Source organism: Hymenobacter sp. HD11105 (assembly GCF_054051685.1).
The window spans coordinates 985,578-1,006,761 of the sequence record NZ_JBSWBR010000001.1; the positions used below are offsets into that span (position 1 = coordinate 985,578).

Genomic DNA, 21,184 nt, shown 5'->3' on the forward strand with positions numbered 1-21,184 from the left:
TTTACTAAAACGGGAAGCATTTTGCCCCCTAAAGCGTTATCTTCACACAACGCCAAACCTAGTATTTACGCTATGCGCGAAGCATTTCTCACCGGTGGCAACGACCACATGGACCCTTCCGAAAAGGAGATTGACAAGGCGCTACGCCCGCTCAGTTTCTCCGATTTTACGGGTCAGGATAAGATTGTCGAGAACCTGAAGATATTCGTGGCAGCGGCGCGTCGGCGCGGCGAGGCACTCGACCACGTATTGCTGCACGGACCTCCCGGCCTGGGCAAAACCACCCTATCGCACATTATCGCGGCCGAATTGGAAGCCGGCATCAAGATGACCAGCGGCCCGGTGCTCGACAAGCCTTCAGACCTAGCTGGCCTGCTGACCAACTTGGAGCCGAACGACGTGCTCTTTATCGACGAGATACACCGCCTCAACCCCGTGGTAGAGGAATATCTGTACTCGGCCATGGAGGATTACCGTATCGACATCATGCTCGATTCGGGCCCGAATGCGCGCTCCGTACAGATTTCTCTGTCGCCTTTTACGCTGATCGGCGCTACCACGCGCTCCGGCTTGCTTACTTCGCCGTTGCGGGCCCGCTTTGGTATCAATGCTCGCCTGGAGTACTACGATTCGGCCTTGCTGACCAGCATCGTGAAGCGCTCGGCCGAGATTTTGCAAACGCCGATTCACGATGATGCGGCTTTCGAAATTGCCCGCCGTTCACGCGGTACGCCGCGTATTGCTAACAACTTGCTGCGCCGCACCCGCGATTTCGCTCAGATAAAAGGCACCGGCACCATCAACGTCGACATCGCTCAATTTGCCTTGAACGCCCTCGACGTTGACCAAAACGGCCTTGACGAAATGGACGTACGCATTCTGACCACCATCATCGACAAGTTCAAAGGTGGCCCGGTTGGCCTAAGCACCATTGCTACGGCTTGCTCCGAGGAGTCGGAAACGATTGAAGAAGTGTACGAGCCCTTCCTGATTCAGGAAGGCTACATCAAGCGCACTTCTCGGGGTCGCGAAGCTACAGAAGCCGCATACCGTCACTTGGGTAAGCTCATGCCGCAGCATCTGCGCGGCAACTCGCCCGGCGACTTATTTGGCGAGCAGCCTGCTTAGAGAGTGCTCGAATTGAATTCAACTGTGGAACGCACTGCCCTTGGCGGTGCGTTTCTTTTTCACCCGTACTTTACTTGCCCATTCTTTTGCCTCCACTGTGACCGTCAACGAAACCATTCAAAGTCGAAATGCCGCCTTTATCAAGCGCCGGGCGGCGGAGCTAGGCTTTATGTATTGCGGCATCTCGAAGGCAGAGTTCTTAGAGGAAGAAGCTCCACGCCTTGAAAACTGGCTCAACCGTCAGATGCACGGCCAGATGGGTTATATGGCTAACCACTTCGATAAGCGTCTCGACCCGCGCCTGCTGGTAGCCGGCGCCAAGTCGGTCATTTCGCTACTCCTTAATTATTACCCCGCCGAGGAAGACCAATTGCCCCCCGACACTTTACAAATCAGCAAGTACGCTTACGGCCGCGATTATCACTTCGTCATCAAAGACAAGCTTAAAACACTGCTGGCCGATATACAGCAGGAAATTGGTGAGGTAGGAGGCCGCGTGTTCGTGGACTCGGCACCGGTGATGGATAAGGTATGGGCCAAGAAAAGTGGTTTGGGCTGGGTAGGCAAAAACTCCAACCTAATTACGCCTGGCGTAGGCAGCTTCTACTTCATCGCCGAGCTGATCGTGGACCTAGAATTGGCCCCCGATGGTCCTATCAAAGACTACTGCGGTACCTGCCGCAAGTGCATGGATGCCTGCCCCACTGATGCCATTTCCGACCCGTACGTGGTGGACGGCAGCAAGTGCATCAGCTACTTTACTATCGAGTTGAAAGACCAGATTCCGAGCGAAGTGGGGGGCAAATTGGGTAACTGGGTTTTCGGCTGCGACATCTGTCAGGACGTGTGCCCTTGGAACCGCTTTGCTAAGCCTCATCAGGAGCCGCAGTTTCGGGCGCACCCGCAGCTCAAGGAAATGAGCACCACTGATTGGCAAGAAATCACACATGAGTTGTTCACAGAGCTATTTCGGCAATCGGCAGTGAAGCGTACGGGGTACGCTGGGCTCACGCGCACTATTCAGTTCGTAACAGAGCCGCCGACAGATTCCATTTACAAGGAAAAAGCCACTAGCGAGGAGGCCTGAATGGCGGCTCGCTAGTGGCTTTTTCTTGGTACTGCTTACTGTACTCTAAGCGGCTTGGGCAAAAACGCGATTGAGAATGCGTTGGTAAATGCTTGCGAACTGCTCGTAGCACCAGGTTTTTAGCTGGGTTAGCTCTTCTGGTACGAGCATGCGTAGGGCTTTCCGTAGCTCCTTCTCAAATAGGATTTTGTCAAAGCTCACCTTGAGCAGAATGGTTTTTGCATATTCCAACATTGTAATGAATAGTAAGTAAGGTGGGTGGTAAAGGGTGGTGTATGAACGGGATAATTGTATACGAAAGCCCACATAAAAAGGCTTCCTCCAAGGAGCAAAGCGGCACCTTTTTTCGGAAAGTGTGCAACGCCATAAAAGGATAATCCCAAAGGTAGCTGCCGCTCTCCCTGGGACGCAAGCTCATGAATAAAAAAAGAACGACCTAAGTCGTTCTCTTGTTGCTTTTTACGTATTAAATCTGCGTTAATAAGTACATATATATTTAATACGTAAAAAGACTGACCAGTGCGGTAGCTGTAGTCGCAGATAGCGGCTCATCGAATGCTTCGGCCACTTTCGCCACAACTACCGTCGTGCTCAGCGGCTCCTGATTGAAAGGCACGGTACGAAGGCCAGGTAGCACTTGATTAACTAGATCTTCGCCCGCGTATACGGCGTCCGTTTTGCCGGCTACCGTAATGTTGGTGTCGCTGGCGCTAACCCAGTTCTTCACGTTGGCACCCCGCGCCCGGCGCATGCTTCGGATGTGGGAAGCATGGCGAGCTTCCACGGAGTGAATACGTAAGGCTGCTTCCAGTAGTTGGTTATCGGCTTGCAAGAAACCAGCCTGGCCTTTATAGGCCCGAACGCCCGCATCTTCCAGGGTTTGAGCTACTTGCAAAAACGTATCAAAGTTGGTGAACACGGTCGGGAATACGGCTGCTTGGGCGCCGTTCTTGCTGCCCGTAAAGTCGAAACGGGGTTTGGGGGGCAATTCTCCGCCGGAAGCCACAATCACGCGCTCCAGAAACCGTACGTGCTGCTGCTCGTGCCGATAAATCGTCTCGATGGCTGGACGGGTGTCGGCTGGGAAGAAGCCCGCAGGCACGCTAGGAGCACCGGCTACCTGACCTAAAGCGCGGGCATAAAACTCGTTTTCCAGGTATTCGAGGGTCAGCGCTAGGTTGAGCGAATCGAGGGTGGTGCGGATATCGCGGGCTTGCGCAGGCGTGATGGCAGTGCCTAAGGCTAGCGGCACGGCAGACAGCGCCGCCTTGCGACCAATTTGGCCAAGAGAGGCAAATGCGGCGCGGCGCGAACCAACTTGGTCGTACAGCGTGGGATCTGCTTTGGCCAGATCGGCGAGGAGTTTAAGAATATTCATGGCGAAGGAAAAACCAAAGAAGCTTAGCTAGGCAGGCTAGCTGCCGAAATAGTAACGTTAAGGAAGGTATTCACCACGGCTAGCACCTGGGCGGGCGTTTTGGCCGCATCCAGGCCGTCGAACTCACCGCCGGTATTGGCTACCACATCGGCGGCAGCAAATGAGTTGGGTAGGAGCAAATCCCGAATCAGGGCCGCGTGGCGAGCTTCTACCGACACTATTTTGCCCAGCAGCCCTAAATAGACAACGTCTGTGAGGAGCTTGCCCGCACCGTTGTAGGCGGCTACGCCTAGGTCTTCTAGTGTTTGGGCCGCTGTCAGTACGCCGGCTCGCGTAGTAAGTGTGAAGGATGAGAAATTGAAGGTGGCCGAGCCAATGGCACTGGAGCCGAGAACGTACTTCAAAAATTCGCGGTGAATGACTTCATGGTCACGCAGATCGGTGAAATAACCGAGTTCAGCGGCTGATAAATCGGTGGGGGGAGCAGCTACTACTTTCTCGTAAAATGCGGCTTCCAGTTGCTCCAGCAGATAGGCATAGTTCAGTAGCCCAATATCACCAGTGCCTAAAGTGAAGCTTTGCTCAACGGGAGTTTCAGGCGTGTTGTCGTCATCGGCGCAGCCTGCCAGTACCAGCGCCGACGAGGCAGCAGTAGCGCCAGCTACTCTAAAAAATGTGCGCCGTCGTACGGGCCGCGCCGAAAACAGGCGGGAAAAAGAAGTAAAACTCATGGTCATGAATGCGAGAGAATCAACCTGAAAATGCTCCCCAGCTACGGAAGCAGGGCAACGGAAGCAAAGATAGCCCCAGAAGCTAACTCCACTAAGGGCTAAGAGGCCGCTGGGGGGCAAAGTGTTGCATGGCGCAGATGAAATAAACAAAAAAGGACGGCCCAGGGGCCGTCCTTTTCAGGGATAATAGAATAGCGGCGACTAGATAAACGTGCTGCCAGTAACCACAAACGTGCGTGCGATGTCTGATACTACCGGTACAGGCAGTGCCTCATCGAAGGCTTCCGAGAAAGCCGCGGCTGGGAAGTTCAAAGAAGCTAGGGCTGTCTGCAAGTTCACGCCACCCTGGGTCACGTTTTCTTCACCAGGGAAAGTGATAACTGCGGGCGTATAAGCAGGCGCAGCGCCCATGCCATATACACCAGCTGTTTGCATTGGCGCTGGTCCGCCACCATCGTTGCCCGATACCCAGCTCTTGGGCGAGGCGCTCCGGTCGGCGAAATTAGTACCAGCAGCAGCAGTTTGCGAAGCCGCGTTATTCATAGCACCAGCCCGACGCATCGTGCGGATACGGGAAGCGTGACGGGCCTCTACGGAGTGAATGTTGAGAGCCGCAGTCAGCACATCTTTGTTGCTGGCCAAATACGGGGCACCGCCTTTGTAGGCACGTACGCCAGTATCTTCCAATGCTTGAGCTACTGCCAGGAACACCGCAGGCGCCGTGAATACGGTCGCAAATGGACCGCCAGCACTGCCTTTGCCACCTGTGAAGTCGAAGGTATTGGCAGGAGGAGCAGCAATAGCGTTAGTGGTCAGGGCCGTCCGCAGGAAAGCGACGTGAGCCGTCTCGTCATTCCGAATTTTGTCCAGAGCCGCGAGGTTGGTAGCACTAAAGCCAGCACGCAATGCCGTTTGGGCAGCCGTAGCGGTAGCACCCATTGCGCCTAAGCCTTGATTGTAAAATTCAGCCTCTAAGTATTCCAAGCGCAGGGCGAAGTTGAGAACATCGTTTACGCTGGGAGCCATACTGGTCTGCGCATAGGCTTTGTTCAGAACGGCACCGAAAGCCATAGGAACGGCTGCTGCGGCCAACGTTTTGCCCATGCCGCTCATGTGCTTGAAAATGCTGCGTCGGGAGTCGAGACGATCGTATACCTCAGGGTCTACTTTCTCGATTTCAGAGATTATTTGGAAGATATTCATGATTATAAGTCGAAGATTGAGTGAGGGTAAGGACTACAAGCGCCTCCGTTAGACAAGACCAGAAACATTCAGCTTTGAGCCTTCAGCCAAGAAGGTGTTAGCCGCTGCTACAACCTCCGTTGGGGTTTTGGATATTTCCAAACCACTGGAGTTAATCACGTCAGTTCCTACGAAGTTGCCTTCCATCAGCAAGTCGCGAATGATAGCGGCGTGACGAGCCTCAACCGAAACAATTTTGCCGGCGAGCAGCAAGTATAGTGGGCCGTTGCCGGTAGTAGAAATAAATCGTCCAGCACCGTTGTAAGCCGATACGCCTAAGTCTTCGAATGCCTTAGCAGCACCCAGTACGCTTGCGCGGCTACTGAAATCGATGGCGGTGAAGTTGGGCGTGAGGTCCTTGATAATAGCCGTAGGGGCTGCGCTGGTGATAGCGGCCTTAAAGAACTCACGGTGAATTACTTCGTGATAATACAGGTCGTCCAGAATCTGACGCTCAGCGCTATTAGCTGCTAAGCCTGTGTAATAGGTACCCGTGCGGAGCTGCGTGTAGAACGCGGCCTCTAATTGCTCAAGAGCAAAAGCGTAGTTCAACACCCCAACATCACCAGAGCCAACATTAACCAAGGTGGCGCCGGGCGTGGTAGGCGGCGTTGGTGGGGTGGGCGGGGCTGGGTCAGCAATTACTTCATCATCATCGCAGCCCGAGAGAAGTAAGGCTGTGGCACCGGCCGTAGCGCCAGCATACATAAAGAACGAACGGCGCTTTATAGGCACGTATAGCGGCTTGTCGAAGCCAGTGTCGTCTCCGCCTGGTTTGGTGATCTTGGACATGTTGGAAAAATTAAAGTGGGTAGAGAAGAAAAGTAAAGGCAATAGCTCTCCAGCGCCCCTTTTGCAGAGGCTTTTTTTGTAATAATTTTAGAAGAAGAGATTATTTGAACCCACTTACGGCTCAGATTGAAAAGCGGATTGACTTTCGTAATTTTTATTTGTTGAAGATTTCCGCCTGATGCTTAAACAAGAACTTTGAGCACTCATATAAAGAGGGCTTAAAAGCATGAAAGGCACTTTCTGCGTAGCTTTGATGAGTAAGGTCGTTTCGCCAAATTATGTTGAGTCGTTGGCTAGTCTTCTGGGGGGTATTTTTCTTCTTGCTGTTTGCTAGACCCGTTGCGTGGGCCCAAAGCGTTGCTCCGCAAGCCCGCATCACCCTGGGCAAATCGGAGTTTCCCATTAACGAATACTACACCATCAGCTTTACCCTGACGGGTGCGCCCCTGGAGCGCTACTCCGCTTTCCCCGACTTGGAAGGATTTAAAAGGAGCGGCAAATCCAGCACCACCACCACCCGCATCGTGAATGGCCAGAGTTCCTCGGAGCAGACCATCACCCAGCGCTACGCCGCCTACGATGAGGGCGAATTTGAGGTGCGTCCCTTCACCATGACTATCAATGGAATCACGGTTCGGTCGGGGGGAGTTACGCTCACAGTGGGCCCTCAGCAAGCTGCGGCCACGGCGCCCGCTACTCCAGCTCCGGGCGCGGCACAGGGGCCACCAGGGATCGGGCTACTAGATCAGCTGTTTGGCAAGCCCAAGCCTCAAGAATTCGTCGAGCCTCAAGACAACGCCTTTTTGGCTTTGGTACCAGACAAAACCACCGTTTTCGCCGGCGAAGGCGTACACATTGGCTTATACTTTTATCTGACCCCTGCCGACCAAGGCTTATTGGCTTTCCACAACTTTGGGGGGCAATTACCGGGTATTCTGCGCCAATTGCGCCAGCCCACAGCCTGGGAAGAGCCCTTCGACGAGCAGGAAATCTACCCCGAAACGGTGGTAGCCGGCGGCAAAACCTACCTGCGCTACCGCCTTTATGAGGCCGAGTTTTATCCGCTTAATGCTCAGCCCTTGGTGTTTCCGGAGGTGTCTTTGCAGATGATAAAGTATCGCATAGCCAAGAAGCCCGAGGCCGGGCTCGACAACCGCATGGCGGGCTACAAGACCTATCGCACCGCGGCTCGCACCATTCCTGTTCGCCCGTTGCCAGCGCATCCTCTCCGCGACCAGGTGCCTGTTGGCGCCTACCAGCTGCGCGAGGCTATTGACCGGACCAGCTTCCGCACAGGACAAGCGTTTACCTACACGTTTGTAGTAGAGGGCGAGGGCAACTTAGCTACCCTAAGTGCCCCCCAGCCACTGCCACGACCCGGCTTAGAGATTTACGGACCCGATGTGCAGCAGGAGCAAACCCGCCAGGGCGGACGCGTGGGCGGCCGCAAGCGGTTTCGCTACCGCCTCGTGCCTACCAAGCCCGGCACCCTGCCGCTCGATAGTCTGTTTTCGCTGGTCATATTCAATCCGAATACGGCCCGCTACGATACATTGCGGGCCGGAATTGCCCCCCAGGTGAGCGGCGCCGTTAAAACCAGCACCGCCTTTCATGCCCGGCTCGACGATCCGTTTTATGAAAACGTGCTTTCCTCCGCCGATAATACGCTACAGCCCGTGGATGCGTATGCTGCCGTGCGTCGCTACGCCAACCTCATTCTAGGTGCCCTACTCATATTGGCTGGCATCGGGTGGTGGCGAGGCAAAAAGAAGCGGAAGTAGGCTGTAATGCCGGCGTGGGCCAAGCAGTAAGGGCACCAGCGCGGTTATTAATCGAAATGAGGCGGTGCTTAGTAGCTTTGCTACCTCAACGCTACCCGCCTTCTGGCTTTCGGTGCCTCACTTCTAGCTCCTCCGCTCATGAGTAATTCTTTTGGTAAGCTGTTTCGCATCACCACCTTTGGCGAGTCGCACGGAGTAGGTATAGGAGTAATTATCGATGGCTGCCCAGCAGGCTTGGAAGTGTCGGCTGCTACCATCCAGACCGCTTTGGACCGGCGTCGGCCCGGCCAATCGGACTTGACTACGCCCCGCAGCGAGGCAGATAAAGTGGAGATTTTGTCTGGGATATTTGAAGGTAAAACGACCGGTACACCTATCAGCTTGCTCATCCGCAACCAGGATCAGGCCAGCCACGATTACTCGCACGTGGAGCATGCCTACCGCCCTTCGCACGCCGACTATACTTATGATATGAAGTACGGCCGCCGCGACCATCGGGGCGGCGGGCGCAGCTCGGCCCGTGAAACGGCAGCCCGCGTGGCGGCCGGTGCCGTAGCGGCTCAACTTTTAACTCACTACGGCATCACTGCCCAGAGCTATGTTTCGCAGGTAGGCGCGGTGGCCGTGCCGGTGGGGTATGAGCAGCTCGACTTAAGCTTGATTGACACGAACGCCGTGCGCTGCCCCGACCCGGAGACAGCCGAACGTATGGCTGCCCTCATTCGCCAAACCCGCGACCGCCAAGACACCGTGGGTGGCCTAGTGACGGGCGTGGTGCGCGGCGTACCTGCCGGCTTGGGAGAGCCAGTATTTGACAAGCTCCACGCCGAGCTGGGTAAAGCAATGTTGAGCATTAATGCCGTAAAAGGCTTTGAGTACGGTTCCGGGTTTGCGGGAACACTGCTATTCGGCTCCGAGCACAACGACACCTTTTATACCGATGAAGCGGGCGCTGTGCGCACCCGTACCAACCACTCAGGGGGCATTCAGGGGGGCATTTCCAACGGGCAGGATATTTACTTCAGGGTAGCGTTCAAGCCCGTAGCTACCATTTTGCAGCCTCAAACGACCATCAACGACCAGGGTGAGGTGATAACGCTGGCCGGTAAAGGTCGCCACGATCCGTGCGTGTTGCCCCGCGCCGTGCCCATCGTGGATGCCATGACCAACCTGGTACTGGCGGATATGTTGTTGCGTAGCCGAGCCAATAAGGTATAAAACACTCACAGAGATACCATAGTAAATGCCAGTGACCTCACCATTCACTGTGGTTTTGGTATCTTTGCAACATCGGCGGGCGTAAGTGGTTGTAGCTCCGACGAGCTAGCCAGTTGCATATCAACCCGCTGTTTTTGTCTTCGTATTCTCGCTTTTAAGCCCTTTACTCTTATGGCTGATCTAACTGCCCCGGCCGCTCCGGTTTCTATATACGCCGAAGCTAGCCCCAATCCCGAATCCATGAAATTCGTGCTCAATACCCAGTTCCTCAGCGAAGGGGTGAGCGTGGATTATCCCAACCTGGAGGCTGCGACCAACTCGCCCCTGGCCCAGGAACTATTCAATTTTGACTACGTGGGTCGTGTGTTTATCGCGGCTAATTTCGTTACTATCACCAAAACCACTGAGCATCAGTGGGCTCACCTTATCCCCGAGCTGCGTAGCTTCCTAAAGTCGTACGTAGAGTCGGGCGGGCCTATTTTCCTCGTCGATCCGGCTGCTGAGCAGAAGGCCGCCCAGGAAGTAGCCGCCAACGGCAGCCACTCGGAGGAGGACCAGCAGACGAGCCAGAAAATCATTGATCTGCTCGATAACTACGTGCGTCCCGCCGTGGAGCAAGATGGTGGCAACATCACCTTCAAAAGCTACCAGGACGGCATCGTGACGGTGAACTTGCAGGGCTCGTGCTCTGGCTGCCCTTCGGCCACGGTTACGCTCAAGTCGGGTATCGAAAACCTGCTCAAGCGCATGGTTCCTGAGGTGAAAGAAGTAGTAGCTGAAGGCATCACGATCTAAGGTCATCGTAGAATTACTAGCATAAAAGAGCCCCCCAGATATTTTTTCTGGGGGGCTTTTTTGTGTCTTGATAGTAAAGTGGAGGTACCAAAAGCCAACTGGCATGAGCTGATTTGCTCAACCAAGCATGATAACTACTCATCCTTTCTTGCTTAGACAACAGTTCAGCTGTGTTAGTCGAAAATAGTAACTGCCACTTCAATGAAAAACTACGTTTATAGCACTTAAAAGCGGTTTTCAGAGCAGAGTTAGGCTAAATATTAGAAATGTGTTTTGGACCCAATCGCATACTTAATTAAAATATTATTAAAAATATTCTATTTGATTTAGAACTATTTCAGCCTCTTAGGACCTAACCGTAGAGTACACTAAAACCACTTTTAATGAAGTTAAAATCATTTACACTTGCACTGCTCTGCAGTGGTCTGGGCTTCGCTACCGTATCCTGCGAAAAAGAAGAAACCGCTGTGGCGGTCAATCCACAAGCCAATCTCAAATCTGCTTCAGCCGGTAATCTAGCCGAGGAAGATGCTACCCTAAGTTTAGGTGCATCATCTGATGTTGACTTCGATTGTTCTTACGAGGCATTCAGCCAAGCGCTGGTTGCTAGCATCAGTGCCGATGCCGTGTTGCCTACTCCCTGTGTGCGCACGCCGTTTGATGCTGCCATAGCTCCTTATTCCAAGGAGTTGAGCTTGGCGCCAGATAAGGCAAATTACAACCTATTGGCGCAGATTAATCGGCTGTACACTTACGTTGACCCAAATGTTCAGTATTTCGGCGTTGACGGTCATCTGACTGATTTTGCGGCCAAGCATAAGCGCACCTTAGAGTCCTTCTTCAACATGCCCAACGAGGTGGCCCTACATGGTCAGCACGTGAGCACGCTCCAAGACAGAGAAGCTGTAGCAGCAGTTTATATCAACTTCTCAGCCCTAAAAGGCGAGGCAGCTTATCGGCAAGCGGATAACGTTATCAGACTTGCCGTTACGCCAAGCACGATTTTCAAGACAACTCCGCTGTTGGCATTCGACGGATTTGCTACCACTGGTACCGTTACCCAAACCAAAGCTGTCATCGGCAACCTGATCGTAATCGGCGATGGTATTGTGAGTGTAATGGCAGAAGCCGGAGTTGACGAAAAGGTAACATTCGCCGGTATCCTAGCGCACGAGTGGGCTCATCAAGTACAGTTCAATAACTATTCTGTATGGTACAAAGTGGCAGAACCATCTGCTGCTGCGCAAACTCGCAAGACGGAGCTAGAGGCTGACTTCATGGCTAGCTACTATTTGACTCATAAGCGTGGCGCAACCTACAACTGGAAAAGCGTAGCCGAATTTTTCGACTTGTTCTTCAACATCGGTGATTGCGGCTTCACTTCTGCTGGCCACCACGGTACGCCATACCAGCGTCTTGCTGCTTCCCGCCTCGGTTGGATTATCGCTCAAGAGACCATGCCAATGGGCCATATCTTAACGGCTGAAGAACTGCACACCCTGTTTACTGCCTCACTACAAACGGTTCTTGATAATAAAGTTGACAGCTCGGAGGCTTTCGCAAGCTTGAAAAGCTCACAGCTGAAGGCCGTTTATGGTAATGTTCTAAAGCGTGAGAACGAGCTGAAAAGCATCATGAATGGTAGCTTGGACAAAGCCGCAATCAAAAACCTGAAGTAATCAACTTCCCATAGTTAGTATCGTTATCAAAACGACTCGCCCCAGGTGAGTCGTTTTGTTTATCATCTAAAAAAGCCCCCCAGAAGCAGTTCTGGGGGGCTTTTTTATTTATAAAGGTAATTAGCGCTATTTTTTATTTCTCGAAGGCAACCCTTTCCGAAGTTTAGCCGAGTTGGTGAATAAATCCCTGCTGCCGTGTCTCAACCCGACCACGATTCTGCGCTGCTTACGGCCTTGCTGGCTGGCTGTCGGCGTGCAGATCGGGAAAGTCAGCGGCAATTGTATGGACAGTATTACAGCTTGGCGATGAGTATTTGCCTGCGCTACCTGCGCAACCGGGAGCAGGCGATGGAGGCAGTAAATGATGGATTCTTGAAGGTGTTTCGGGATGCAGGCCGCTTCGATATCCGCCTGCACCTCGATATCGTGGGCTCTTTCCGGGCTTGGCTGCGCAAAATCATGGTGCACACGGCTATTGACCACTTTAGGGTAGCGGAAAAACACGCTTTTCAGCAGACCCTCGACGAAGTGGCCGCTCTACATCCCGACCCTGGCACTTCCGCCCTTGATAGCCTGGCGTTTGATGAGTTGCTGGAGCTAGTATACCAGTTGCCAGCTGCCTATCGGGCTGTGTTCAACCTTTATGCTATCGATGGATTCACGCACGAAGAAATAGCGGAGCAGCTGGGAATTTCGGCGGGTACGTCGAAGTCTAACTTGTTCAAAGCGCGGACTCACTTAAGGCAATTGTTAAAAAAAATTAAACACCATGCCTACGCCAGACATGTCGGATGACGAGCTAGACGCGCTGTTTCGGCGTGGGGCGGAGGCTTACCCCGACGAGCCGCCACCCCTGGGAGCCTGGGCGCGCATGGACGATAAACTGCGCACCGCCACAGTTGATACTTTGGTGCGCCGCAAGCTGATGCGCCTGGTTAGCACAGGAGTAGTCATTCTGCTGCTCACGTTGCTGGCATGGCAAGGCTATCGTGAATTTGCCCCCCGGTCTGGGCGTACTTCTGAAAAGTCGGCTTCCTCGGTCGCGAATGATAGACACTATAGCTCTAATTCTTCCGCTGTAATCAGCACACAGCCTACTCCAGATGCAGCGGGTGCCGAAGCAGCATCAGGTTCATTGGTTAACAAGTCGACAAGGACTAAGGCTACAAGAACTGAGACCAGTGAAAGAAACGCGAATTCATTGGGTACGGCAACACTCGGGACGAGGAGCGGCTCGCAGCCTGTTGCAGCACGGCTGCTGCCCACGCCTAGTCGTCCACAAAATGTCTCCCAGCGAGAGTTGGGTGCAGCCGGGTTGACTGGGGGGCATTTTGCTGGTGTTGCCAATTTTATATCATCAGAAACGCCCCCGCCGCCAGCACCAAACTCAGAACAACAGTCGGGCAGTTCAGTAGCAAGTGACTCTGCTACTAGCCAGCTCATTGTAGCAGCTACCGACACCATTCAGTCTGCTCCGGCTGATTCGGCAGCGAAGTCAGCGCCAGAATCTGCGCTACCCTTATACCGCTGGAACTTGGGGCTAGTAGGTGGGCCCTCGGCCAGTGGAGTGCGGCCCCTCGAAGGTTCTCGCTTGGGCGGCGACGTAGGAATGAATGTGGAATACCGTTTCACGCCTCGCCTGCGCGCTCGTACTGGCCTGATTCGGAGTGTGAAACGCTACGCCGCCCGCGGCAGCGACTATGCTCCACCAGATGGTTACTGGCGGGCCGGCAGCCCTATCCTAGCCCTAGATGCAAACTGCCGCATCACAGAAATACCACTCGATTTGCGCTATGAACTCGTCGTGCGCCCCACGTATTCGCTTTTTCTGAGTACTGGCCTCACCTCGCTGCTCATGCGCAACGAACGCTACACTTACCAGTACGAACGAAACGGCACGCTAACCACCGCTACCTGGTCGCTGGCACGCGGTTCCAATCATGTATTGAGCGTGCTCAACCTATCGGGCGGCGTGGAGCGGGCAGTAGGTGGGCGTTGGTCGGTGCAGGCCGAGCCTTTTGTAAGGCTGCCACTAGGTGGTGGTGTAGGGTTTGGTCAAATCAAGCTGCGAAGTGCGGGCGTGGCCTTTTCGGTTAAATACGGACTGTTCGGGTGGGTTTCGCCCTGATTTTTTACCCTTTCCTTCTGTGCGCATACCGGCCCCGTTCGTGACGGGGCCACTTGCGGCAGCCTTTATCCGCGGCGCAGTGTGCAGGGCCCGGCGCACGTTGCCTTAGGTAAGAGCTGCTGCTGTTTTACTTACTCTCAGTCAACCTTTTACTTCCAGACACCGCTATGCTTACACTTTTCATGAATGCGCTGCGCCAGCGTTTGCTGGCTGGCTGCACGGCCTTGCTATTACTTAGTATGTCGCTCTTTGTCAGTAGCTGCGACGACTTGGACGGCGTGATCCCCTTCGGCCCCAAACCTTCCGTTCGCATCAGCAACAGCCCCACGCTCGGGCCCTACTTGGTAGATAAAGATGGAAATACCTTGTACTACTTTGCTTTTGATGTAACCGGTACACCCAACTGCACAGGAGCCTGTGCGGCCCGATGGCCCGCATTTTATGATCCCAACTTGGTAGTAGGCAAAGGTCTCGATCCCAATGATTTCGCGACTATCACTGGCACCGATGGCCGGCTCCACACTACCTACCAAGGCTGGCCGCTCTACTATTTTGCCCCCCAGGCCACCCCAGAAAGCCCGAATGTGCGGGAAGCGCCCGGTATTATTGGCGGCGACAACTTCGGCAGCGTCTGGTTTGTAACCAAGCCGAATTATGCCTTGCGCATAGCGCGCGCAACCGTAACGAACAAAACCACGAACCAGAGCGCCGCCAAGAGTTTCCTGGTAGATAATAAGGCCCGGACGCTCTATGTATTTGCCCCCGACCGTACCAGTCCAGCCACCCAGCCTAACTGCATTGGTCCATGTGCAAACGTGTGGCCGCCTTTCTTTGAATCTGGTCGAGTGTTGCCCACGGCGTTAAGTATCAACGACTTTGGCGTAATAACAAGACCCGATGGTCCCAACGGGACTACCCGCCAGCAAACCACGTACAAAGGAGTGCCTCTGTATTACTTCGTGAACGATAATGCCACCCGCGGCAAAACCGAGGGCGAAGGAATTGGCAACGTATGGTCAGTAGCTACTCCGTAAATTTTGCCCTTGGCCCAGCGATTAGGTATAAGTAAAAAAGCCCCCAGAGATGTTCTGGGGGCTTTTTATTGGTGCTAGCAAGTACTAACGCACGGCCGTCGAAATGCGGGGAGCTTCCGTATCGGGCGTTTCCGTGGCTACGGTACCCTGACGGATTTCCTTGTCGCCGTACGTGTCCAAAATGATTGGTGTGGCAATAAACAGCGACGAATACGTGCCGAAAATTACCCCAATAATCATCGCGAACGAGAACGAGCGAAGTGTTTCGCCACCGAAGATGTACAGTACTACAACCACCAATAATACTGTGGTAGCAGTGATGATGGTCCGCGAGAAAGTGCTGTTCAGAGCCGGATTGGCCACTTGCCTAAAGGTCAAATTGGGGTTCTCTACCAGATATTCCCGGATTCGGTCGTAGATAACTACCGTGTCGTTGATGGAGAAACCAAGAATGGTAAGGATAGCGGCCACAAATACCTGATCCATCTCAAACGTAACTCCGAACAAGCGAGCAATCGGGAAAGCGGCGATTACGATTAGCACATCGTGGAGTAGGGCGATAACGGCGGCCAGCGAGAACTGCCACTTTTCGAAGCGGAACAGCACATACACAAAGATGCCCAGGATAGAAAGCAGCAGACTCACGGCGGAGGCTTGCTTAATATCGTCGGCAATGGTAGCACCAACTTTCGATGTGCTTACAATCGTTGGGTTGCTAGCCGAATACTGCTGCAGACCTGTTTTTACCGCTTGCTCTACTTTCTGATCCGCTTCAGTGCTTTCGTCGTTGGCGAGGTAGCTGGTTGTGATGCGCAGACGGTTAGAAGCACCAAAGGTTTTTACCTCAATGCCCGCGTTCTGCAAATCATCGGTCAGCGCGGCGCGCACATCTGAAGCCACCATGTCCTTGTTGAAATCGACAGTGTAGCTGCGACCACCCCGGAAGTCAACTCCTAGGTTTGGCCCGCCTTGCACAGCCATCAGCACGAAACCTAATACAATGATGCTCGTCGAGAAGATGTAAGCCAGTTTGCGCTTGCCCACGATGTCATAATTGACATTCTTGAACAGATTGAGCGAAAGAGGCGTGGTGAACGTCATGTTCGACTTGTCTTTCGTGATCCACTCGATGATCAAGTGCGACAAGTATACCGCCGTCAGGAAGGAGGTGAGTACGCCGATGCCGAGCGTGATGGCAAAGCTTTGTACCGGACCCGTACCGAAGAAGCCTAGAATAACGGCGATAAGCAGGGTCGTGATGTTGGAGTCAAAGATAGCCGAGAAAGCGCGGCTGTAGCCTTTATTGATAGCGTCCTTGAGGGTGAGCCCTTGCGCTAATTCCTCCCGAACCCGTTCAAAAATCAGTACGTTGGCATCAACCGCCATACCGAAAGTAAGCACCAGACCAGCAATACCGGGCAGTGTAAGAGCCGTGCCGAACTGAGCCAACACGCCTAATACCAAGAAGATGTTGAAAACCAGCGCTAAGTCGGCTACTAAACCAGCTTTGCCGTAGTAAATCGCCATGAAAATCATGATGATAACCAAGCCTGCCAGCGAAGAATATAAGCCTTGATTAATGGCTTCCTGACCCAATGATGGACCAACAACAGCCTCTTCCACAATGCGAGTAGGAGCGGGCAGCTTACCGGCCTTCAGTACATTGGCTAAATCTTGCGCTTCTTCAATAGAGAAATTGCCAGAGATGCTAGAATTGCCCCCCGAAATCTCAGCCTGCACAACTGGAGCTGAGTACACATTGTCGTCAAGCACGATAGCTACCTGACGACCTACGTTAGCGGCAGTTAGCTTTTCCCACTTGCGAGCGCCGGTGGGGTTCATCTGCATCGATACTTCAGCCCGACCGCCTTGGTCATAGTCTTGGCGGGCATCGCTTACTACTTCACCACCTAAGGGGGCTACTGCGTCACGCGTCTTGCGGATGGCGTAAAGCTGCAGATATTCCTGCTTGTCAACTACCGTAGGCTTCACATCCCACAGGAAAGTCAGGTTGGGGGGCAAAACTGACTTAGCTTCTGCGCTGGCCAATAGATCATTCACGCGGGCTGTGTCGCGCACATTGGAGCCTAATGCACCCGGCATGGTGAACAAACGAGCGAGCAAGCTGCTCTGCTGCAGATTGGCCGAATCGGTGGTGGCAGCCGCTTTTTTCTTAGCAAGCTGGCTGGCCAAAGAGGTAGAGTCGCCGGCAGCAGCGGGAGTTGTGGAGGTAGCGGCGGCAGTTGCAGCGGGCTTAGCAGCTGCTTCTTTGGCTACTAATACTTCGTTGAGCTGATTGAGATAGGGGGCAAATTCATCATTGCGCCACACTTCCCAGAACTCCAACTTGGCTTGGCCCTGCAACAGCTTACGCACACGCTCAGGGTTGTCTACACCGGGCAGTTCAATCTGAATGCGGCCTGTGCCTTTCACCCGCTGAATGTTGGGCTGGTTTACACCGAACTTATCCACGCGGGTACGCAGAATGTTGAAAGAGCGGTCGATTGCTTCTTCTACTTCCTTATCAATAGCACCGATGATCTGCTCGTTCGAGGAGTTGATATCAATGCCGCGGCCCTTGTTGGTCGTATTAGCGAAGATGCGAGCCAAGCGGCCCTCGGGCGCTGCCGAGCGGTAAGCTTGGGCAAACAACGAGGTGAAGGGAGTGCCGGAATTTGTTTTTTGCAGCTCCTGCGCGTTAGCTAATGCTTTCGTGAAGGCTGGATCTTTGGAGTTGCCCGACATTGCGCGCACGATTTCCACTGGCGATACTTCCAGCGTGACGTGCATGCCGCCTTTCAAGTCGAGGCCGAGGCCCAGCTCGCTTTGGCGTACATCTTTATAAGTGTAGTCTACACCAAGTACGTTTACCACTGGGGCGCGCCATACTGAGTCAAGGTAGCGCTGACGCTTGAGTTGGTTTACTTGTCCATTGCGAGTGGCATAGGCCTCAGCCTGCTGCTGCACCCGGCGCGACACCATGGTAAACGACAAAAAGTAAATGCACAACACCGATACAATAGCGGTGAGGGCGATAATAAGTCCTTTATTACGCATGCTAATAAGTTGATTTGTTATTATGCTTTGATGCTGATGGTCTCATAAGCTGATCTCGTTCAAGGGGGCTAAACTAGCGTGAGTAGCACTTGCTCGCTTAAAGCGGCGTAGCGGCCTCATAGCCCACAAAGAAGATCAGCGCACCAGCTAGGGCGCCTGGGGCGACAGCGCAGCCAGTAGCAGGCGAGCGCGGAAATAATCCGGCAAGGCGCCGGGCTGGGGGGCAAATTTTAAGGTCTTGGCTAGCAAGCGAGGCCACGTCAGCGGTACTGAAGCTGGAAACCAAGCATGAGCCGCCGGCGCCAGCCAGAAGGCAAGCGTGGTGGTACCTTCCAAAGTCACTTTTTGCTTTACTACAGCTGCCTTTGGGGCGGCGCCAATACGCGTCATTTGCCCCCCAGGTACTTGCAGCGTAGCCACCGCCCGATGATTCAGACCCAGCACAAAGAGCACCGTAGCCGCGAGCAGCACAAAACGCAAGTGAGCTAAAAAACTGAAGCGAGTAGATAACATGAGCAAGGTAAACGCTACAAATATAGCCATTTGAGCTCCGGGAGCCAAAACAACCCATTATACCAGGGTATTTTAACCAGTAAGTCCAACTACCACGTATGGCAAATAATTCGGTGCGGACTGCTGCAAATAGGGCTTATACTACCCATGTGCAAACAACGAGCGCAGTCCATGGGCCGCGCTCGTTCAAATACAGTTCCTAAGAAAAAGACTACTCTTGGCGAGCTAAAGCGACTTTAGTGCGCAGAAAAGATACCAGTACTTCTAGGCCTTTGTCGAAGTGACGATTATTAGGAATGACGATGTCGGCGTCCTGCTTGAAGGGCTTGATGTACTTCTCGTAGGTTGGCGCCACATGGTTGGTGTAGCGGTAAAGCACATCTTCCAAGTCATAGCCGCGCTCATCCCGGTCGCGTACGATGCGGCGCTGCAGCTTCACATGCTCGCGAGCATCGATGTACACCTTTAAGTCCAACAGTCGGGCTACCTCCTCGAAGTAGAAAACAAAAATCCCCTCTACCACCACAATGGGCGCAGGGCGAAACACCAGTTCTTTCGGCTGAACGTTAGGGTTATTGAAGGTGTACTCGGGCCGACGAACTTCCAGTCCTTGGCTGATGCGCAGCACATCGGCCGCGTAGGCTGCCGAGTCGATGGATGAGGGCAAGTCGAAGTTGGTGACGCCATTGGGATCTATCAACTGACTTTCGCGCGGGTGGTAATAGTTGTCCTGGGAGATCAGACAGATGTCTTCCTCAGGAAAAGAGGCGAGCAAACGGCGCAAAAACGTGGTTTTGCCCGAGGCGCTACCACCCGTAATACCGACGATGAAAGGATGTTGCATGGGGTGGGAAAGCGGCCCGTACCAGCAGGGCCAACCGTGCAAAATTAATCAAAATGAGGCCAGCGCCGCGTATTTTTCGAAAAACGTGGTTGAGTTAGCTTGCCAATTCCTTTTCGTTAAGCCCAAAAGACTGAACCCATCATGCACCGGTTTTAGCCTTCATATTGATACTGGGGGCATTTCAGAAGAGTAAAAAGAAAATTTCAGCTCGTTCGCGTTTCCAGAAACTTGATAAGCTGAGCTACTGCCCGGCCCCGGTGGCTTAAGCTATTTTTTTGCTCTTGCGTCATCTCAGCGAAAGTGGTAGTATGTCCCGTGGGCTGAAATATTGGATCGTAGCCGAACCCAGCCTGCCCGCGCATCTGCTCGATAATGCGGCCATCAACCACACCATGAAACTCCTGCCATTGGCCATCGGGCAGCACCAGGGCTATCACGGTGCGAAACTGAGCGCTGCGATCGGCGTTGAGGGACAATTCTTGCAGCAACTTGGCCATATTGTCGGCGGCGCTACGCTGCGGGCCCGCGTAACGAGCCGAGTACACGCCAGGTGCGCCGTCCAAAGCATTTACTTCCAACCCTGTGTCGTCGGCGAAGCAGGCCGTTCGATAGTGCTCCCACACGTACGCGGCCTTCTGCTGGGCATTACCTGATAGGGTGTCTTGGGTCTCGGGGAGTTCCTCATGGCAGCCAATATCCTGTAAGCTCACAAGTTCAATAGAAGCAGGCAGTAGGGCCCGAACTTCAGTGAGCTTATGTTCATTGTTGGTAGCAAAACAAAGACGCATGGGCTTAAAAACGTAAGATTGGGTGTAAAAAAACCGACCGAAGTCGGCAGTAGCGGTGCTAAGGCAGTTACGTTATCTGCTATTTACACACTTGCTACACAAGTAATGCCCTGATACTAAGCCAAGCTTGCGTTAGCTCAGTAGAAACCTGTTGGAGAAAATAAGAAAACCCAGCCTTTTCATTCTGGGGGGCTTCGTGTACTGCCGATAGCATCGCCTCAGCCCTATATGCACTTGTGTCCGCCAGCATGCCCGCTGAATTTGGTGGCAACGAAGACACTAATGGAAGTTGAGCAGGGGTAGCGTACTGATATGCAGTTGCGGCCGAAGCTATCGGCAAATGCTGCATAGAATAAGCGGAATGCAGTAGGGAAAATGAGCCGGGAGGGGTTGTCGCTGATGGCGAAAGCGGAAGCTGTAGCGCAAGCAGTAACCAGGAAAAACTTAAGAAATACTGCATAAGTAGATTGGGTTACCACTATAAGGACAGGACCCAAAACTAAACAAAAACCCTTAGCAGCGGCTCTAGCGGGAATGATAAGTAGTAAAAGGCTCCGTAAATTTTTAATTTCAAACGTAACGCGTACTTTTGCAGTCCCTTCCGCAAAATCGGCAGGCTTAGAAGGCTTTAACGGTATTACCGACCATGAAAAAAGACATCCATCCCGAGTATCGCGAAGTCGTGTTTCAGGACACCTCCAGCGACTTCAAATTTATCACTCGCTCCACGATGAACTCTACCGAGACCATCACGATGGAGGACGGCAAAACCTATCCAGTAGTGAAAGTGGAAGTTAGCAGCGCTTCGCACCCTTTCTACACTGGCAAAAACGTATTCATTGACACGGCTGGCCGCGTGGAGAAATTCCGCACTCGCTACCAGAAGAAATAGTCATTCTGTTATCAGTTCTACATTGTCAGTGGTCAAGGCCTTTGGCAACGTAGCAGTAAAACTCCCGCTGGCAAGTCTGGCGGGAGTTTTTTTGTGC

The 21,184-nt window shown here is 53.3% G+C and carries 19 protein-coding genes; 10 read left to right on the forward strand and 9 right to left on the reverse strand.

Annotated elements, in window-relative coordinates; genetic code table 11:
• Positions 1-72 precede the first annotated feature (72 nt).
• Entirely contained in the window at positions 73-1,128 is a 1,056-nt protein-coding gene (ruvB, locus tag ACW9KT_RS04435; protein WP_457078159.1) for a Holliday junction branch migration DNA helicase RuvB, read from the forward strand.
• A 97-nt stretch (positions 1,129-1,225) separates the two neighbouring features.
• On the forward strand, positions 1,226-2,215 hold the full coding sequence (gene queG / locus ACW9KT_RS04440; protein WP_457078160.1) for a tRNA epoxyqueuosine(34) reductase QueG: 990 nt from the start codon (positions 1,226-1,228) through the stop codon (positions 2,213-2,215).
• A gap of 45 nt (positions 2,216-2,260) precedes the next feature.
• Here queG and ACW9KT_RS04445 read toward each other — a convergent pair whose 3' ends face one another.
• The 5 genes from ACW9KT_RS04445 to ACW9KT_RS04465 all read right to left on the reverse strand — a co-directional run bounded on the left by ACW9KT_RS04445 (position 2,261) and on the right by ACW9KT_RS04465 (position 6,358).
• Complete coding sequence (locus ACW9KT_RS04445) at positions 2,261-2,449, reverse strand: hypothetical protein (RefSeq protein ID WP_187309951.1); 189 nt, start codon at positions 2,447-2,449, stop codon at positions 2,261-2,263.
• A gap of 262 nt (positions 2,450-2,711) precedes the next feature.
• The gene (locus ACW9KT_RS04450; protein ID WP_457078161.1) at positions 2,712-3,593 is read right to left on the reverse strand and encodes a ferritin-like domain-containing protein; all 882 of its coding nucleotides are present in this window, start codon (positions 3,591-3,593) and stop codon (positions 2,712-2,714) included.
• Positions 3,594-3,616: 23 nt separating this feature from the next.
• A complete protein-coding gene (locus ACW9KT_RS04455; protein WP_457078162.1) occupies positions 3,617-4,324 on the reverse strand; it encodes a ferritin-like domain-containing protein in 708 nt (235 codons plus the stop codon).
• 201 nt (positions 4,325-4,525) lie between these two features.
• The gene (locus ACW9KT_RS04460) at positions 4,526-5,527 is read right to left on the reverse strand and encodes a ferritin-like domain-containing protein (RefSeq protein WP_457078163.1); all 1,002 of its coding nucleotides are present in this window, start codon (positions 5,525-5,527) and stop codon (positions 4,526-4,528) included.
• Positions 5,528-5,575: 48 nt separating this feature from the next.
• Positions 5,576-6,358, reverse strand: coding sequence for a ferritin-like domain-containing protein (locus ACW9KT_RS04465; protein ID WP_457078164.1), 783 nt, complete (start codon positions 6,356-6,358; stop codon positions 5,576-5,578).
• 320 nt (positions 6,359-6,678) lie between these two features.
• Between ACW9KT_RS04465 and ACW9KT_RS04470 the strand changes: the two genes are divergently transcribed.
• The 7 genes from ACW9KT_RS04470 to ACW9KT_RS04500 all read left to right on the forward strand — a co-directional run bounded on the left by ACW9KT_RS04470 (position 6,679) and on the right by ACW9KT_RS04500 (position 14,993).
• Complete coding sequence (locus tag ACW9KT_RS04470) at positions 6,679-8,139, forward strand: BatD family protein (RefSeq protein WP_457078165.1); 1,461 nt, start codon at positions 6,679-6,681, stop codon at positions 8,137-8,139.
• Between the two features lie 138 nt (positions 8,140-8,277).
• Positions 8,278-9,357: a chorismate synthase gene (aroC, locus tag ACW9KT_RS04475; RefSeq protein WP_457078166.1), complete on the forward strand. Its 1,080-nt coding sequence runs from the start codon at positions 8,278-8,280 to the stop codon at positions 9,355-9,357.
• Positions 9,358-9,528: 171 nt separating this feature from the next.
• A complete protein-coding gene (locus tag ACW9KT_RS04480; RefSeq protein WP_457078167.1) occupies positions 9,529-10,152 on the forward strand; it encodes a NifU family protein in 624 nt (207 codons plus the stop codon).
• A gap of 383 nt (positions 10,153-10,535) precedes the next feature.
• Entirely contained in the window at positions 10,536-11,831 is a 1,296-nt protein-coding gene (locus ACW9KT_RS04485; protein ID WP_457078168.1) for a hypothetical protein, read from the forward strand.
• Positions 11,832-12,026: 195 nt separating this feature from the next.
• On the forward strand, positions 12,027-12,626 hold the full coding sequence (locus ACW9KT_RS04490) for an RNA polymerase sigma factor (RefSeq protein ID WP_457078169.1): 600 nt from the start codon (positions 12,027-12,029) through the stop codon (positions 12,624-12,626).
• A complete protein-coding gene (locus ACW9KT_RS04495) occupies positions 12,601-13,959 on the forward strand; it encodes a hypothetical protein (RefSeq protein WP_457078170.1) in 1,359 nt (452 codons plus the stop codon). Before ACW9KT_RS04490 ends, ACW9KT_RS04495 begins: the two co-directional genes overlap by 26 nt.
• A 167-nt stretch (positions 13,960-14,126) precedes the next feature.
• Positions 14,127-14,993, forward strand: a complete 867-nt coding sequence (locus tag ACW9KT_RS04500; protein ID WP_457078171.1) for a COG4315 family predicted lipoprotein — start codon at positions 14,127-14,129, stop codon at positions 14,991-14,993.
• An 84-nt stretch (positions 14,994-15,077) separates the two neighbouring features.
• Here the strand turns inward: ACW9KT_RS04500 and secDF are convergent, their stop codons facing one another.
• The 4 genes from secDF to ACW9KT_RS04520 form a co-directional block, all read right to left on the reverse strand.
• Entirely contained in the window at positions 15,078-18,050 is a 2,973-nt protein-coding gene (gene secDF, locus ACW9KT_RS04505) for a protein translocase subunit SecDF (protein ID WP_457078172.1), read from the reverse strand.
• 147 nt (positions 18,051-18,197) lie between these two features.
• Positions 18,198-18,563 (reverse strand): hypothetical protein, encoded by a 366-nt coding sequence (locus ACW9KT_RS04510; RefSeq protein ID WP_457078173.1) that lies wholly within the window; start codon positions 18,561-18,563, stop codon positions 18,198-18,200.
• 211 nt (positions 18,564-18,774) lie between these two features.
• A complete protein-coding gene (locus ACW9KT_RS04515; RefSeq protein WP_457078174.1) occupies positions 18,775-19,407 on the reverse strand; it encodes a uridine kinase family protein in 633 nt (210 codons plus the stop codon).
• Positions 19,408-19,610: 203 nt separating this feature from the next.
• Positions 19,611-20,195, reverse strand: coding sequence for a non-canonical purine NTP diphosphatase (locus ACW9KT_RS04520; protein WP_457078175.1), 585 nt, complete (start codon positions 20,193-20,195; stop codon positions 19,611-19,613).
• Between the two features lie 646 nt (positions 20,196-20,841).
• Here ACW9KT_RS04520 and ACW9KT_RS04525 point away from each other — a divergent pair.
• On the forward strand, positions 20,842-21,087 hold the full coding sequence (locus ACW9KT_RS04525; RefSeq protein WP_187731042.1) for a type B 50S ribosomal protein L31: 246 nt from the start codon (positions 20,842-20,844) through the stop codon (positions 21,085-21,087).
• Positions 21,088-21,184 lie beyond the last annotated feature (97 nt).